Source organism: Rugosimonospora africana, from assembly GCF_016862975.1.
Classification (GTDB): Bacteria; Actinomycetota; Actinomycetes; order Mycobacteriales; family Micromonosporaceae; genus Rugosimonospora; species Rugosimonospora africana.
In genome coordinates, this window is the sequence record NZ_BONZ01000034.1 from 41,963 (window position 1) to 56,671 (window position 14,709).

At 72.4% G+C, this 14,709-nt stretch carries 13 protein-coding genes; 8 read left to right on the top strand and 5 right to left on the bottom strand.

Annotated elements, in window-relative coordinates; all coding sequences use genetic code 11:
• Positions 1–2: 2 nt before the first annotated feature.
• Positions 3–3,527: a fibronectin type III domain-containing protein gene (locus Raf01_RS17855; protein WP_203919043.1), complete on the bottom strand. Its 3,525-nt coding sequence runs from the start codon at positions 3,525–3,527 to the stop codon at positions 3–5.
• Between the two features lie 309 nt (positions 3,528–3,836).
• Here Raf01_RS17855 and Raf01_RS17860 point away from each other — a divergent pair, with 309 nt between their 5' ends.
• The gene (locus Raf01_RS17860; protein WP_239133696.1) at positions 3,837–4,532 is read left to right on the top strand and encodes a glycerophosphodiester phosphodiesterase; all 696 of its coding nucleotides are present in this window, start codon (positions 3,837–3,839) and stop codon (positions 4,530–4,532) included.
• A 39-nt stretch (positions 4,533–4,571) separates the two neighbouring features.
• On the opposite strand, the gene hrpB is transcribed toward Raf01_RS17860, so the two are convergent.
• The gene (gene hrpB / locus Raf01_RS17865; protein WP_203919044.1) at positions 4,572–7,127 is read right to left on the bottom strand and encodes an ATP-dependent helicase HrpB; all 2,556 of its coding nucleotides are present in this window, start codon (positions 7,125–7,127) and stop codon (positions 4,572–4,574) included.
• A 203-nt stretch (positions 7,128–7,330) separates the two neighbouring features.
• On the opposite strand from hrpB, the gene Raf01_RS17870 reads away from it, so the two are divergent.
• From Raf01_RS17870 to Raf01_RS17880, 3 genes are all read left to right on the top strand, one after another.
• On the top strand, positions 7,331–7,795 hold the full coding sequence (locus tag Raf01_RS17870) for an SRPBCC family protein (RefSeq protein ID WP_203919045.1): 465 nt from the start codon (positions 7,331–7,333) through the stop codon (positions 7,793–7,795).
• On the top strand, positions 7,792–8,130 hold the full coding sequence (locus Raf01_RS17875) for a helix-turn-helix domain-containing protein (RefSeq protein ID WP_203919046.1): 339 nt from the start codon (positions 7,792–7,794) through the stop codon (positions 8,128–8,130). Before Raf01_RS17870 ends, Raf01_RS17875 begins: the two co-directional genes overlap by 4 nt.
• Before the next feature lie 124 nt (positions 8,131–8,254).
• Positions 8,255–8,695, top strand: a complete 441-nt coding sequence (locus Raf01_RS17880; protein WP_203919047.1) for an SRPBCC family protein — start codon at positions 8,255–8,257, stop codon at positions 8,693–8,695.
• Positions 8,696–8,760: 65 nt separating this feature from the next.
• Here the strand turns inward: Raf01_RS17880 and Raf01_RS17885 are convergent, their stop codons facing one another.
• A complete protein-coding gene (locus tag Raf01_RS17885; protein WP_239133697.1) occupies positions 8,761–9,678 on the bottom strand; it encodes an alpha/beta fold hydrolase in 918 nt (305 codons plus the stop codon).
• An 86-nt stretch (positions 9,679–9,764) separates the two neighbouring features.
• On the opposite strand from Raf01_RS17885, the gene Raf01_RS17890 reads away from it, so the two are divergent.
• The 3 genes from Raf01_RS17890 to Raf01_RS17900 all read left to right on the top strand — a co-directional run bounded on the left by Raf01_RS17890 (position 9,765) and on the right by Raf01_RS17900 (position 11,729).
• The gene (locus Raf01_RS17890; RefSeq protein ID WP_203919048.1) at positions 9,765–10,208 is read left to right on the top strand and encodes a DNA-binding protein; all 444 of its coding nucleotides are present in this window, start codon (positions 9,765–9,767) and stop codon (positions 10,206–10,208) included.
• A gap of 295 nt (positions 10,209–10,503) precedes the next feature.
• Positions 10,504–10,773: a carboxymuconolactone decarboxylase family protein gene (locus Raf01_RS17895; protein ID WP_203919049.1), complete on the top strand. Its 270-nt coding sequence runs from the start codon at positions 10,504–10,506 to the stop codon at positions 10,771–10,773.
• Between the two features lie 272 nt (positions 10,774–11,045).
• Positions 11,046–11,729, top strand: a complete 684-nt coding sequence (locus Raf01_RS17900) for a carbohydrate-binding protein (protein WP_203919050.1) — start codon at positions 11,046–11,048, stop codon at positions 11,727–11,729.
• A 57-nt stretch (positions 11,730–11,786) separates the two neighbouring features.
• Here Raf01_RS17900 and Raf01_RS17905 read toward each other — a convergent pair whose 3' ends face one another.
• Positions 11,787–12,272 carry a hypothetical protein gene (locus Raf01_RS17905; protein ID WP_203919051.1) on the bottom strand — a complete coding sequence of 162 codons (486 nt, stop codon included), beginning with the start codon at positions 12,270–12,272 and terminating at the stop codon, positions 11,787–11,789.
• A 564-nt stretch (positions 12,273–12,836) separates the two neighbouring features.
• Positions 12,837–13,448, bottom strand: a complete 612-nt coding sequence (locus Raf01_RS17910; protein WP_203919052.1) for an RNA polymerase sigma factor — start codon at positions 13,446–13,448, stop codon at positions 12,837–12,839.
• 55 nt (positions 13,449–13,503) lie between these two features.
• Here Raf01_RS17910 and Raf01_RS17915 point away from each other — a divergent pair, with 55 nt between their 5' ends.
• Positions 13,504–14,556, top strand: a complete 1,053-nt coding sequence (locus Raf01_RS17915) for an arabinan endo-1,5-alpha-L-arabinosidase (RefSeq protein WP_203919053.1) — start codon at positions 13,504–13,506, stop codon at positions 14,554–14,556.
• The last annotated feature ends 153 nt before the right edge of the window (positions 14,557–14,709 follow it).

A 14,709-nucleotide genomic window follows, 5' to 3' on the forward strand; every position in this document is an offset into this window, starting at 1 on the left:
GGTCAGTGGACAGTCATGGCGAAGATGTGCACGGCCGGCGCGCCCGAGGCCACGCCGTGACTGATGTCGGGCAGCACGACCGTCGAGACGGCCTGGCCGGCCCGCAGGGGCACGCCGACCCGGAACACGTCGATCTGGTGCGCCTGCTGGGTGTTGCCGGACCGGTTGCGGTACGGCATGGTGACGGCCGGGTCGCTGCCGGCCGGTGGAGCGGCATACCAGTCCGGGACCGACAGCGTGAACGACTGGGTGCTCCCGTCGGCGTACCGCACCTCGCCCGTACCGCTGGCCGGGCCGTACGTGCTGGTGGCCAGGAAGTCCAGGGTGGCACCGGTGGCGTCGAGGCGTACCGCCTGTCCCCCGGCGACCACGTTGTCGGGCTGCCCGGCGGCGGCGTCCGGCCAGAGGAACTGCGCGCCGCCGTGGCTGACGGTCGCGCCGGGGGTCACCCCCTGGGCCGCCAACGCCTGCGCCGACAGGCTGGAACCGGCGCCGTCGATGTCGCCGGCCGAGGTGGCTGTGTCGTCGGTGACGCCGACGTTGTCGAACAGCGCGGCCAGGGAGCCGGCCGGCACGTCGAGGGTCGAGGTCGCCGACAGGCCCTCGGGTCCGGCGGGGGTGCCGAACACGGCCCGGTGCACCAGCTGCGCGGACGGGACGGCGCCGGCGGGCACCGTCACCGTCCAGCTGGCCGACTTCGCCTCGCCGGGAGCGAGGTCGCCGAGGGTCACCGGGGACGCCGGCGACACCTGGTAGCCGGCCGGCGCGGTCAGGAACAGCTGCGCCGCGCTCATCGCCGTGTCGCACCCGTCGGTCAGGGTCGTGGTGACCTGGACGGTGTCGCCCGGTTGGGCCAGTGCCGCGTCCGGCGACACGGTCACCGCCGCCCCGTCGCACGCGGTGTCGACCGACGCGCTCACCGACGCCGCCGCCCCGGCTCCGTCCGCGGTCAGCGTGGCGACCGTGAAGGTGTACCGCAGGCCCGGCTGCAGGCCGTCGACCACCCGGATCATCGCCTTGGCGGTCGGCTGGGTGACCAGTGCGTCGCGTCCGGTCTCGTCGATGACGCGCTGATCGGCGGGGATGCCGTCGGAGACGGTGACCCGGTAGCCGATGACCGGGGTCTCCCCCGCCGACGACGGCGGAGTCCACTGTAGACCCACGGCACCGTCGCCGGCCCGGGCCTTCAGGCCGGTCGGCGCACCGGCGGTGCCGCCGGCCAGCGGGTGCGGGACGACCGCGGTGCGCGAGGGCAACGACGCCTCGCTGTCGCCGGCGGCGTTGTGCGCGGTGACCGTCGCGGTGTACGCGGCGCCGTCGGTCAGGCCGCCGACGACCGCGTACCCCAGCCGCCGGAAGTCGGCCGCGCTGACCGTGGTACTGGCGGTGTGGGTGCCGTCGGTGACCGTCGCGGTGTACGAGGAGACCGGTGCGCCGTTGCTCGCGTACGACGGGCTCCACGTCACGTACACGGACTTCTCGGCGGCGAAGGTACCGACCCGCGCCGGGGTGTCCGGCACCGACACCGGGCCGACACGACGGTTCAGCAGTCCCCGGTACGCCGGTTCGAGACCGGCGGCCGACACGATCGCGGACGGCGCGGCCGACGGCGCGGCCAGCAGGTGGTTGCCCTGGGTCACCAGGCCCTTGTTGTCCGAGTCCGGATCGCCGGTCTCCCAGTAGTTTCCGGTCACCAGCGTCGGATCGTTGTTGCCCAGGTCGTCGCGGTAGTCGGTGTGCCGGGTGCCGACGTTGGCGTACGCGGCGTGGTAGAGCACATTGCCCGAGACCGTCTCGTACGTGGCGCCGTTGTCGGTGTAGATGTTCTTGCCCAGGCCCAGTTGGTCGTGGATGACGTTGCCGGTCACCTTCTCGCCGTCGGCCATCGACGTGCCGGTGATGCCCTGGGTGTAGATGCCGCCGCCGTCGTCCAGCCATTGCATGTAGTCGACGATGAGGTTGTCGCTGACCACGTTGTCGTGCGAGAAGTTCGGTGTCGGCGGGTCGCCGATCTTGTCCGGCCAGCCGCCCCAGCCCATCGAGATGGCGCTGTACCCGACGTCGTCGATCTGGTTGTGCGTGATGAGGTCGTGCTGCGAGTACCCGTTGAGGATCGCGACCCCGCCGTGGAATTCGCGCGGTAACGCGTACAGGTGGTTGTCGGCCACCGTGACGTCGCGGGTGATGTCGGCGTCGTCGGTGGTCTGCGCCTTGTCGGTACCGCCGATTTCCAGCCCGTTGCCCGAGGTGTCGGTGAAGACGCTGCCCTCGACCGTGGCGCCCTGCGTGCCGTCGCCCAGGTCCAGCCCGGCCGCGCCGAGGTGGGCGAACACGTCATCGGTGAAAGCCACGTCGTGGCCGTAGGACACGCTGACGTTGCCCGGTTCCTTGGTCCACGCGCCGAACGGGCAGGTGCCACCCGGAACGTACTGGCACAGCCCCTCGACCGCGTACCCGTTGGCGCCGGTGATGGTGTAGCCGGCCTGGATCTCGGAGAAGCCCTCCGGGGATGAGGGGCCGAGCCAGGTCGCGTACGAGAACTGGATGCCCCGCATCGCGATGTCGTGGACCGGTGCGGTCGCGGTCCCGTGCTCGTCGACCAGGGTCTGCAGGGCCGGTGCCTCGACGTCGGCGGTACGCAGGTTCTCGCCGTGCCGCGGCAGGTAGTAGACCCGGTCAGCGGAGCGGTCCAGGTACCACTCGCCGGGCTGGTCGAGCAGTTCGAACGCGTTCTCCAGGTAGCTGGGGCGCCCGTCGCTGGTGAGACTGCCGGGTCCGACCATGCTCACGGTGCGGCCGGGGATGTCGGGGAACTCCACGCGCCTGGTGGAGTTGTCCCAGCACGGCTGCGCCATGGTGATGGTGGTGCCGCTGACCGATCCGATCGGGCAGCGCGGCTCAGTCCACTGGCCGAGACCGTCGCGCTCGATGTTCCACAGCGCCTCACCGGCCGTGTAGACGAACTCCAGGTCGCCGGGGTTGCGCCAGTGCGCCAGGGTGTCGGCGGAGGCCGTGTAGCCGGTGGCGGTCTCGGTCAGCGTGACCGGCACCGTGCCCCGGGCGCGCTGTTCGCGCGTGCCGTCGACGTACAACTGCCGGGTGTTGTCCAATCCCCGCGGAGCCGGCGCGGACCACAGTCCCGGACGGCCGGCGACCGGCTGCCACCCGGTCACCCGCAGGCCGCCGCTGAATACCACCGAGCCGGAGCCCTGCCAGGTGACCCGGTGCCCGTTGCTCCCCGAGTCTCTCGTGTCGAGCCGCAGCGGTTGGTCCAACCGGTAGGTGCCGGGCGCGAGCGTGACGGTGATGTCCCGGCGCATGTCCCGGTCGAGCGCCCGGACCCGTTGCTGCGCCCCGGCGAGCGAACAGGGCCGGCCGCGCGAACAGGACGGGCCGGCGCCGTGCGGAGCCGCGTAGACCTGCTCGGCTCCGGGACCCGGTGGGGGTCCGGCGGCCGCGAACCCCGGGAACGCCATCAGGCACGCGACGGCGGCACCGACCATGACAAGTCCTCGTCGGAGTCTCAACGGCGACACCTTCCCCAGGCACGCGAGTCACACATCGACAACGTTAGACATCGGATTAATCGCAGCCTGGCACGAGGACTGATCAAGTGTCAATGGAGTGACCACGATGATTCATCGGATGTAACCGCGCCTTTTCGTCCGGCGGAATCCTCGGTCGGTCATGCCCGGCCGGCCCGGACGGGGCATGACCATCCGCATCGCCGGACATGTCGCGGCGTGCCCGGGCGCGGGTGCCGCGTTGCCCGATCGTCACGCGCGCGCCGCGTTTTCGTCGGCATCGCGCCCCCATCGATAGATATCGTGCGGCGCATGACTGATCGGCCCCTGCTCACCGTGGCGCACCGCGCCGGAAACACCATCGCCGGCCTGCGTGCCGCCCTGCAGGCCGGCGTCGATCTGGTCGAAGCGGACGTCCACCTGTTCCGCGACGCCCTCGAAGTGCGCCACCGCAAGGCGATCGGCCGGCACCTGTACTGGGAGCAGTGGTGGGAGCTGAACCGCCGGCGCAGCCTCGAACTGCCCGAACTGGCCGACGTACTGGCAGCCGCCGACGGCGATCCGCGGCTGATGCTCGACCTCAAGGGCCCGGCACTGACCGTGGCACACCGGGTGGCCGCGCTGCTGGCGGACGTCGCTCCGGACGTCCCGCTGACCGTGTGCACCAAGCAGTGGCAGATGCTCGACGCGTTCGACGGCCTGCCGCACATCCGTCGCGTGCTGTCGGTCAACAATCCCGTTCAGCTCAACCGCCTGCGGGCGCGGCTGCGGCGCCGGCCGGTGTTCGGCGTGTCGATCCGGCGCCAGTTGCTCACCCCCGCCATCGTCGCCGAGTTGCGCCGCGCCACGTCCGTGGTGATGGTGTGGCCGGTCGACACCGAAGCGGCGCTGCGACACGCGCGCTCGCTCGGCGTCACCAGCGTGATCAGCAAGAACCTGCCGATGCTGCGCACGCTGATGACCGACGGGGTGGCGGCGTCCGATGAGGCGGTACTGAGTCCACGCTGAGCGCCTGGCCAGGCGCCGGCCCGCGATCCGCCCGACCGGCTACCGGCGGGGCCGGCCGGTGCCCCGCGTCGGTACCGCCGCGGCCGGGTCCTCCGGCCACGCGTGGCGCGGGTACCGGCCGCGCAGGTCGGCCCGCACCCTGGGATAGCCGGTACGCCAGAACGACGGCAGGTCGCTCGTCACCGCGACCGGACGGCCGGCCGGCGAGAGCAGGTGCAGCAGCACGGTGACCCGCCCGTCGGCGATGACCGGCGCGGTCTGCCAGCCGAACGCCTCCTGCACCCGCACCGCGAGCACCGGCGCCGCCGGGTCGCTGTAGTCGACGCGGATGCGGGACCCGCTCGGTACGGCGAGCCGTTCGGGCGCCAGCTCGTCCAGCCGGGCCGCCTGCGGCCAGGGCAGCAGCCGGCGCAACGCCTGGCCGGCGTCCACCCGTTCCAGGTCGGCGCGGCGGCGGGCCTGCCCGAGGTCCGGGCCGAGCCAGTCCCGCGCCCGGTCGAGCAGCGCCCGGTCGTCGACGTCCGGCCACGGCTGTCCGAAGGCGCGGTGGCAGAAGGCGAGCCGCGCGCGCAGCGCGACCGCGTCCCGGCTCCAGCGCAGCAGGCCGACGCCCTCCTGGCGCAGCCCGTCGAGCAGGGCGTCGGTGAGCAGTTCCCGATCGGGCCGGCTCAGCCGCTGCTCCGCCAGGACGATGGCGCCCAGCGTCCGTACCCGCCGGGCCCGTACGTCGCCGTCGACCCAGCCGACCTCGTCGGAGCCGGCCAGCAACGGCTCCGCGGCCTGCCGCGCGGTCGCCTCGTCGACCGGTACGGCCAGCCGGATGGTGGCCGCCGAGCTGCCCGGTACCCGGTCCGCCACGGCGACCGCCAACCATGGCGTACCGGCCAGTGCCGACCCGGGCGCGAGCGACGCGGCGGTGCCGCTGGCCATCAGGTAGGTGCCGGTTCCCGGGGCGCGCACCCGGGCCAGCCGCTCGGGGAAGGCCAGCCCGACGAGCAGCCCGGCCGCGAGGTCGTCGGGCAGGTCCGCACCACCCGGGGCCAGATCGCCCGCCGGCACCGCGGCGGCGAGCCGCCGGACTTCGTCCCGCCAGCGTGCCGACGCCGCCCGGTCGACGCCGCCGCGCAGCCGGCGCCACGCCGCCATCAGGTCGTCCCCGGCGCCGGCCAGAGTGTCGTCCGCCAGCAGCGCGACGACTTCCGCGGCCCGGTCGCGGCCGATCAGCGCCGCCCCGTCGATCAGCGCGCGGGCCAGGCGCGGATGCGTGCCGGCCGCAGCGATCGCCCGTCCCCGTGCGGTGACCTGTCCACGGTCGTCCACCGCGCCCAGCGCCCGCAGCGTCGACCCGGCCACCTGCATCGCCGCCGCCGGTGGCGGGTCGGGCAGCGCGAGGCCGGTGCCGTCCGGGTGCCCCCAGCAGGCCAGTTCCAGAGCGAACCCGGTCAGGTCCGCCACGGCCACCTCCGGCGCGGCGTGGCCGGCCAGCCGTTCGTGCTGCGCGGGCGACCAGCACCGGTACACCCGGCCGGGAGCCTCCCGTGCCGCCCGGCCGGCCCGCTGGTCCGCCCCGGCCCGGGACACCCGGACGGTGACCAGGGTGCCCAGCCCACGAGCCAGGTCGGTACGCGGCTGTCGGGACAGGCCCGCGTCCACCACGATCCGTACCCCGGGAACGGTCAGGCTGCTTTCCGCCACGGAGGTGGCCAGCACGACCCGGCGGCGGGCACCGGGCGACAGCGCCGCGTCCTGCACCCGGGCCGGTTGCCGGCCGTGCAGGGTCAACACGTCAAGCTCGGTACGCAGGTCGTCGAGCCGGCCGGCGACCGCGGCGATCTCGCCGGCACCGGGCAGGAACACGAGCACGTCGCCGGTGGCCTCGCGGACCGCCCGGCGGACGGTCGCCGCGACGTGGTCCAGCAGCCGCGGATCGACGCGCGGAGTCGCGGTACCGCCCGGGCGCCCGCTGGGTACCGTGACCGGCCCGGCCGGCCCCGGGGGCGGTGACCACACCAACTCGACCGGGTACGCGGCCGGCGGCGTGCTCAGCACCGGCACGGGTACGCCGTTGCCGAGGCGGGTCGCGATCCGCTCGGCGTCCACCGTCGCGGACGCGGCCAGCAGCGCCAGGTCCGGTCGCAGCGCGGCACGCACCTCCACCAGGAACGCCAGCGCCAGGTCGGTGTCCAGGTGCCGTTCGTGGCACTCGTCCAGCAGCACCGCCCCGGTACCGGGCAGTTCCGGATCGCGTTGCAGCCGGCGCAGCAGGACCCCGGTGGTGACCACCTCGACCCGGGTCGCCGGGCCGGCCCGGCGCTCGCCGCGCACCGTGTAGCCGACCGGGCCGCCCGGTGCCGTGCCGGTGAGCGCCGCCATCCGCCGGGCCGCCGCCCGGGCCGCGATGCGGCGGGGCTGCGCCACGACGATCCGGCCGGGAATCGCGTCGGCCAGCGCCAGCGGTACCAGCGTGGTCTTGCCCGAACCGGGCGGCGCCACCAGCAGCGCCGAGCCCGGCGCGGACAGCGCGGCCAGAACGTCGGGCAGCACCGACCGCACCGGCAGGTCGGTGTCCGGCGCGCGGTCCAGGTCAGGCAGCACGGGATCAGTCTGACGTACCCGCCGCTGCCGCCGGCCGGCGGTGATCCGGGGGCGGCCGGCGGTGGCCCGAGGCGGCGTCCGGCGGTGGTTCCGGGGGCAGCCGGACGGGCCACATCCCGAAGCGAGCAACCGATGGTTGCGCGTGCCGGGGCGCTGCCCTACAGTCGTGTGCAACCAAACGTTGCGAGAGGATGAAGAGCGGCATGGAGTACGGAAGCATCGAGCGGGAGATCCACGTCGACGCCACGCCCGAGGTGGTCTACGAGGTCATCAGCACGCCCGAGCACCTGCGGCAGTGGTGGCCGGACGACGCCGAGTTCGAGTCGGTGCCGGGCTCCACCGGACTCGTCTCGTTCGGCGACAGGTCGACGCCCGATGCGGCGGTCATACCGCTCACGGTGATGGAGGCCGACCCGCCCCGGCGGTTCTCCTTCCGGTGGGTGCACGACGAGGGCCAGCCCGCGACGCCGGCCAACTCGCTCCTGGTGACCTTCGACCTGGTCCCGTCGGGCTCGGGCACGCTGCTGCGCTTCACCGAGTCGGGATACCGGGAGAGGGGTTGGGAGGGCGCCGTGCTCGAAGAGATGTACCGCGACCACGAAACCGGCTGGGACCACTTCCTCCCGCGCCTCGTGGCATACGTCGCCCGGCTGGTGTCCACGCCATGAGCCTCACGGTCGACGACGAGCTCTGGTCGGCGGTGGGAGATCCGATCCGTCGACAGCTGCTCGACCTGCTGCTGGCCGGCGGCGGCGGGACGGCGACCACGTTGAGTCAGCGGTTGCCGGTGACCCGGCAGGCGGTCGCCAAACATCTCGGCGTCCTCGACCGGGTCGGGTTGGTCCGCGCCACGCCGTCCGGACGCGAACGTCGCTACCAGGTGGACGAGGCCCAACTCGCCCGCGCGGTCGCGCAGCTGTCGTCGGTCGGGGCCAGCTGGGATGCCCGGCTGCGCCGCATCAAGCAGATCGCCGAAGCGATCGAGCGCGCCCGGGAGAGCTGAACCCCCGCACGAACGAGCGCGCCCGGGACAGCTGAACTCCGCACGAACGAGCGTCGCCGCACTCGTGGCGACGCCGATGAATCCTGCCCGAAACCCGGGCGCTTACCGGAAAAGAGGTACCGAGATGGTGGACATCCTGCACAGGATCGGCGTCACGTCGTCCCCCGACGAGGTGTACGCGGCCCTGACCACGACCGACGGGCTGGCGGGCTGGTGGACGGAGGACACCGACGGCGACGCCGACGTCGGTGGCGTGCTCCAGTTCCGCTTCATCCCCGGCGGCTTCGACATCAAGGTCCTGGAGACCTCGCCCGCGACCAGCGTGCTCTGGGAGGTCGTCGACGGTCCGGACGAGTGGCTGGGGACGCAGATCCGCTTCGACCTCAAGCGGGAGGACGACTTCACGATCGTCCTGTTCCGTCACGAGGGCTGGCGGGAGCCGGTGGAGTTCATGTACCACTGCAGCACCAAGTGGGCGACCTTCCTGATGAGCCTGAAGAGGCTGGTCGAGACCGGCAAGGGCGAGCCGGCGCCGCACGACGTGCAGATCAGCAACTGGCACTAACGCAGGAAATGGTATTAACGCACGAACTGGTAGTAACGCGGGAACTGGCGACGCGGCAATCGGCATTAACGCAGGAACTCGAGCACCTGCTGGGTCATCCGCTCCGGCTGCTCCTCGAACAACCAGTGCCCGCAGTCCTCCACCACCCCCGGGCGGACGTCCGTGCCGTAGTGGCTGACCTGGGTGCCGACCGCCGGGCCGAGGCTGCCGTCGGCACCCAGCGCCAGCACCGGCATCGGTAGCGGCGTCTGGGCGTACCCGGCGTTGTCGGCAACGTCCTGCGCCAGGGTCCGGAAGTACCCGAAGCTCGCCCTCAGGTGCGCCTCGTCGAGCAGGCACCGGGCGTACTCCTGCATGCCGTCCTCACCGACGGCGTCCCGCCGGATCGCCAGCGCGTCGATGAAATGCCGTACCCACAGCAGTTCCCGGCCGGCGACGATCCGCTCGGGCAGGCCGTTGTCCACAGTGAACAGTCCGAAGTTCCACAGCCCCGGCCCGCCCTGCGTTAGCGCGGGAAGCTGGTAGAGGCCCTGATCCGGGATCGGGGCCTCGCACAGCACGAGCCGCCGCACGCTGTCCGGATGCTCGGCGGCGTAGGCGTAGGCGACCATCATGCCGATGTCGTGACCGACGATCCGGACCTCGTCGTCGAGACCGAGCTGGCCGAGAAGTCCGTGGACGTCGGCGGCGAGGGTCTTCTTGTCGTACCCGCCGGGTGGCGCACTACTGTCGCCGGCACCGCGCAGGTCCGGCGCCACGACGGTGTACTGGCGGCACAGCGCCGGCATGACCTTCCGCCACATGTACCAGGTCTGCGGGTACCCGTGCAGCAGCACCAGCGGTGGGCCGCCGCCGCCCCGCACGTAGTTGATGGTGACGTCGCCGACTCTGGCGGCCAGTTCGCTGAACCCGTCCGGAGGGCGGCGCTCGGCTACCGGCGACGCCATTTCGCCGATGACATCGCGGTTGTCTTCCCCGGTCACGCTCGTACCCCCGCAGCAGCGTGTTTCAACACTTTGTTCAAAACGATTCGTTGACAACGATTCACTCGGTCGGGCATGCTGGGCTCATGTCCGACACCCTCGACACCGGCGATCCGTTCTCACCACCCGACGCCCAGCGAGCCAGAGCCGAGCGGGAGTTCGCCGCGCTGAGCCGGATCTCGCAGCGGCACGCGTCCACACCCCGCCGTCGGCAACGCCAGGCGCACCCGACCGAGCTGGAACCTCACGAGGCGGTGCGGCTCGTCGCGGCCCTGGCCGGCGGGTCGGCGCCGCTGGCGTCCGGGGAGCCTCCGGTCGACGAGGCCGACCTGACCGCGGCCCTGTCCCTCATCGCGCACGTCCGCGCCGACGTCGACACGATGGAGACGGGTCTGCTCCGGTTGGCCCGCGAGCGCGGCCTGACCTGGCAGGCCATCGCGTTCGGCCTCGGCCTGGGTTCCGCCCAGGCCGCCAAGCAACGCCTCGAACGGCTGTCGGACCGTGGCCGCCCGTCCACACCCGGCGGCTGAGCGGCCCGGCAATCGGATCGGACATCGCTCACCGCCTCTCGCTCATGACGGAGCATGTCATGCGCGACCGGGCGGGAAAGATGAAAGTCTCTACGTCACACGTACGGAGTCAGCCGCGATCCCTTCGCGCGCCATGCCTCGGTAGGACGCGTCAACGATGGCCCGGCCGGCCCCGGCTCTTCGGACCTGAGCGCGCGAAAGGCAACGCCAGCAACCGTGCGGCCTATCACGCGTCAAAGATGGCCGGCCGACCCTGGCGCCCTGATCTGAGCGCGCGAAGGCGACGCCAGCCACCGTGCCGACGTCCCCTCACACTCTTCGCGGCTGCGTCGTCGAACCACTGACACAGCAGTCAGCGCTGGAACTCGTGGAGGCCGTGCTCACCCCGAACCCGTTCGGAGAGCGCGTCCCCGATGAGCTGTACGCCAGGGCGTCCGCCCACTACGACGACAAGGCACTCTGGACGCTCACCCTGGTGATCAGCCAGATCTGCTTCTTCATCCCGGTCGCCCTCATCGCCAAGCCGATCCCCGGCAGGGCCCTCGGTAAGAACTACAGCAAGTGACGGCCGACGGGCGGTAGCGGGATCCCGCCGGGCTACGGCCGTTCGCGGTTGTTCACACACCGCGACCGGCTCCCCGCCGGCACCGTCATCGCCCCGTCGGCACGGGCATCGCCTCGCAGGAAGCGTCATCGCTCCGCAGGAAGGGTCATCGGACCGGCGGGCAGCGCCGTCGGGCCGGCGGGCAGGAACAGCCCGAAAAGTATTGACTGTCGTGAATAGCGAGCCTAGCGTAGGAGCGCTTAGGAAACTTTCCTATTTATGGGAGGTTAGCCATGCTCCTCTCACGCCGGGCCATCGCCGGCGCCACCATGGTGCTGGCCGGCGCGGTGGCCGCACTGCTCGGCACGCCCGCGTACGCCGGTGTCGGGTCCGCGCACACCGCCGCCGCCCCCATGGCCACCTGCACCCAGCAGAGCTTCCTCGAGGGCACCCACTACAGCACCGTGCAGGTCGCGCAGTTCGCGCGGCAGGGTGGGTTCAGCGGAAACGACTGGGTCATCGCCGTGGCCGTCGCGGAAGCGGAGAGCGCCGGGTGGAGCCACGCCCGGCTCATCGACACCGACTGCAGCGTCGACCGCGGCATGTGGCAGATCAATTCGTACTGGCACTCCGAAGTCTCGGACTCCTGCGCCTTCGACCCGACCTGTGCCGCCCAGGCGACGCACACGATCTGGGCCAACGGCGGCTGGTCGCAGTGGACGACGTACACCAACGGCGCGTACCAGGCGCACATGGCTGAGGCGCAGGCCGCGGTGAACCAGGTCGGCGGCTCCGGCGGAGGGGGCGGCGGAGGCGGTGGCGGCTCTGGCGGCGGTACCTGGCAGGCCAACCACGCGTACACCGCCGGGCAGACCGTCACCTACGGCGGCCACACGTACCGGTGCCTGCAGAGCCACACCTCGCTGGTCGGCTGGGAACCGCCGAACGTCCCCGCGCTCTGGCAGCTGGTGAGCTGACGAGTCACGGCGCGGGCGGAGCGGTCTGGAGGACCACCCGCCCGCGCCGCCCGTCGGTCAGCCGATCCGGTCGGTCCAACCGGAGTCGAGGAATTGCACGTAGGTCGTCAACGCGGGGGACGCGACGACGGACTCCTCGAGGTCGAGCAGTTCCCCCGTACGTTCGTCGAAGATCAGCACGCTCTCGTACTGGTTGCTGTCGCCCCTGTCCTGCGGGGCACGCCCCCGGACAGTGATCGCGACGCCGTGCCGCCCGATGCGGTCGGTGACCTGGCCGCGCCAGCGGCCGGGCAGCCCCGCCAGGATGGTGAGTACCTGGGCGCGGACCCCTCGGGGAACCACGTAGCCGCGGTAGAGCTCCATGGTCCATTTGGCGGCGTCGAGCGCGCCGTATTCGGCCCGGAGCATGCCGGCCAGCTGGGCCGCGTCGGCCGGCGGCTGGGTCCAGTCCGCCGGTTGCGGTGGGGCGTTCGGGTCCGGTCGATGGGCCGGTATGTCCTGGACGTCTTCGTCGGGGATCGCGGGGGCCTGTCCCCGGGCCATCCGTGCCTGCCAGTATCGGCGGGATGCCTGGTCGGGGTACTCGGCGCCGACGGTCTTGCGTCGAACCCGGAGGCTGCCGTCCGGGGCGGTCCATGCCTGCTCTTCCTCGACGAATCCCAGGGTGTGGCCCTCGGTGCCGAGTGTCCCGGCCGACCAGGACTTCCGTGCCGATAGGCGTAACGGCCGGATCGCCCGTCGTGCGGAGCGTCGGTGATGCTGCCGGCCAGTGCCCGTAACCGGTCGGCGGCCGGGGGTGCGTCCGGGTCGTCGCGGAACGCCATGGGGACGACCACGGTACCGGCCAGAGCCCACGCCGGGGTGTCGCTGGTTCGGGGGTCGGTGCGCGATCGCGTCAGCACATAGGCTGCGGCGCCGGCTGTGACGGTGGCGGCTCCGGCCAGGACGAGCCCGCGGCGAGCCAGCCCGGGCGGCTCCGCGAACCGGTGGGGGCCCAGTGTGCGGGCCTCGGCCTCGGCGATGACCTGTGCGCTGGTCATGCGAGGTGCTGCCGGCGTTATCAGCCGGCCCGGGTCGGCCTGGCCGAACAGGTCGCGGATCTGCTGTTCACTGCTGCCCATGGTCGGCTCCGTTCGTCAGCGGGGTCATCGGCCGCGCCCGGGACGTAGCGGTCGCGCGGGACGCGGCGGCCGGCCGGGATGCGGCGGCCGGCCGGGATGCGGCGGCCGGCCGGGATGCCACGGTCAGGGAAAGAGCCGCGGGGAATCGTCGTCGCGCCCGGTGCAGACGTACCTTCGCGGCGGTATGGCTGCACGCGAGGACCGTGGCCGCCTCCTCGATGGTCAGCTGTTCCCACCCGATCAGGCGGAGGATCTCCTGGTCGATGTCGGGTAGCTGGTCCAGGGCCGTGGCCAGGTCGGTCAGCGCCGCCACCGAGTCCGGATGGTCGGCCTGCGCCGGGCGCAGCAGGTCGGCGAACGGCTGGGTGAGAGGTGCCCTGTGCTGCGCTCGGCGGTGGTTGGCCAGCAGGCGCCGGGCCACGCCGTACAACCACGGAAGGCAGTTGTCCGGAACCTGATCACGCCGCCGCCAGGCCACGACGAACACCTCCTGAGCGAGGTCGGCCGCGGCGTCCGCGTCGGCTGTCCGGCGCACGCTGTACCTGACGATGTCCGGGTAGTGGCAGTGGCCCGGCAGCGGGCACTCGCGCACGGGCATTGACGGTGTTGTCTGCGTACCGCGAAGATGAGCCCGGGATGACGAGGGGGATGCCATGAAGGTCGCCACCACCGGTCCGGCCCGTCCGCTGCTCGTGCTGCCGGTCGCGGCGGCCCTGCTGGCGCTGGGCATGCTCCTGCCGGGCAGCACGCGCGGCGCCGAGGGCGGAGCACCACCGGCGAGCCAGGCGACCCCGCCGCACGGCATCGCCGGCGACGCGCACACCCACGACCCGGGCCTGGCCCGGACGGCGGGCGGCTGGTACGTGTTCTCCACCGGCGACCCGCAGGTGGCCGGCGGTACGATCCAGATCCGCTCCTCGCGTGACGGCCACACCTGGTCGTCGGCCGGGACGGTGGACACCGCGATCCCGGCCTGGGTCAGCCAGGCCGTGCCGGGCGTGACGAACCTGTGGGCGCCGGACGTGTCGTACCACGACGGGCGCTGGTACCTGTACTACGCCGCCTCGACGTTCGGCTCCAACCGCTCGGTCATCGGGCTGTTCACCAACGCGACCCTGGACCCCCGCGACCCCCGCTACGCCTGGACCGACGAGGGACTGGTGACCCAGTCGAACGTCACCGACGACTACAACGCGATCGACCCGAGCCTGTTCGTCGACGACGACGGTTCGGCGTGGCTGACGCTCGGCTCCTACTGGAGCGGGATCAAGCTCATCCCGGTCGACCTGCCATCCGGCAAGCCGGCCACGGCGCAGCCCGATCGGGTCGCGCTGGTCGACCGGCACTTCGGGCCGAACGCGGTCGAGGCGCCGTACCTGGTCAAGCACGGCGGCTGGTACTACCTGTTCGCCTCGTTCGACTCCTGCTGCCAGGGCGCGAACAGCACGTACCGGGAGGTCGTCGGCAGGTCACGCACGATCGGCGGACCGTACCTCGACCGGGCCGGAGTCTCTATGCTCGCCGGCGGCGGCAGCGCGCTGCTCGACGGCGAGGGCGACATGCGCGGACCCGGCGGAGCGTCGGTCAGCGGCGGCACCATCGCGTTCCACTACTACGACGCGGCCCGGCAGGGCGACTTCCACCTCGGCCTCGGGCGGCTGGAGTACCGCGACGGCTGGCCGGTCGTCACCGACGTGCGCATCTGACCGGCGGGCGCCCCGCGACCGTCCTCGGGGGGTCGGCGCGACGGTACGCCGGAATCGGCCCCGGGCAGTGTCGGTGGGTGAGGCACAATCGTTGTCCCGGGCCGACGCCGCCGTCGGCAAGGAGGCCGCCAACGCAACCCCGCGGCCGACGCC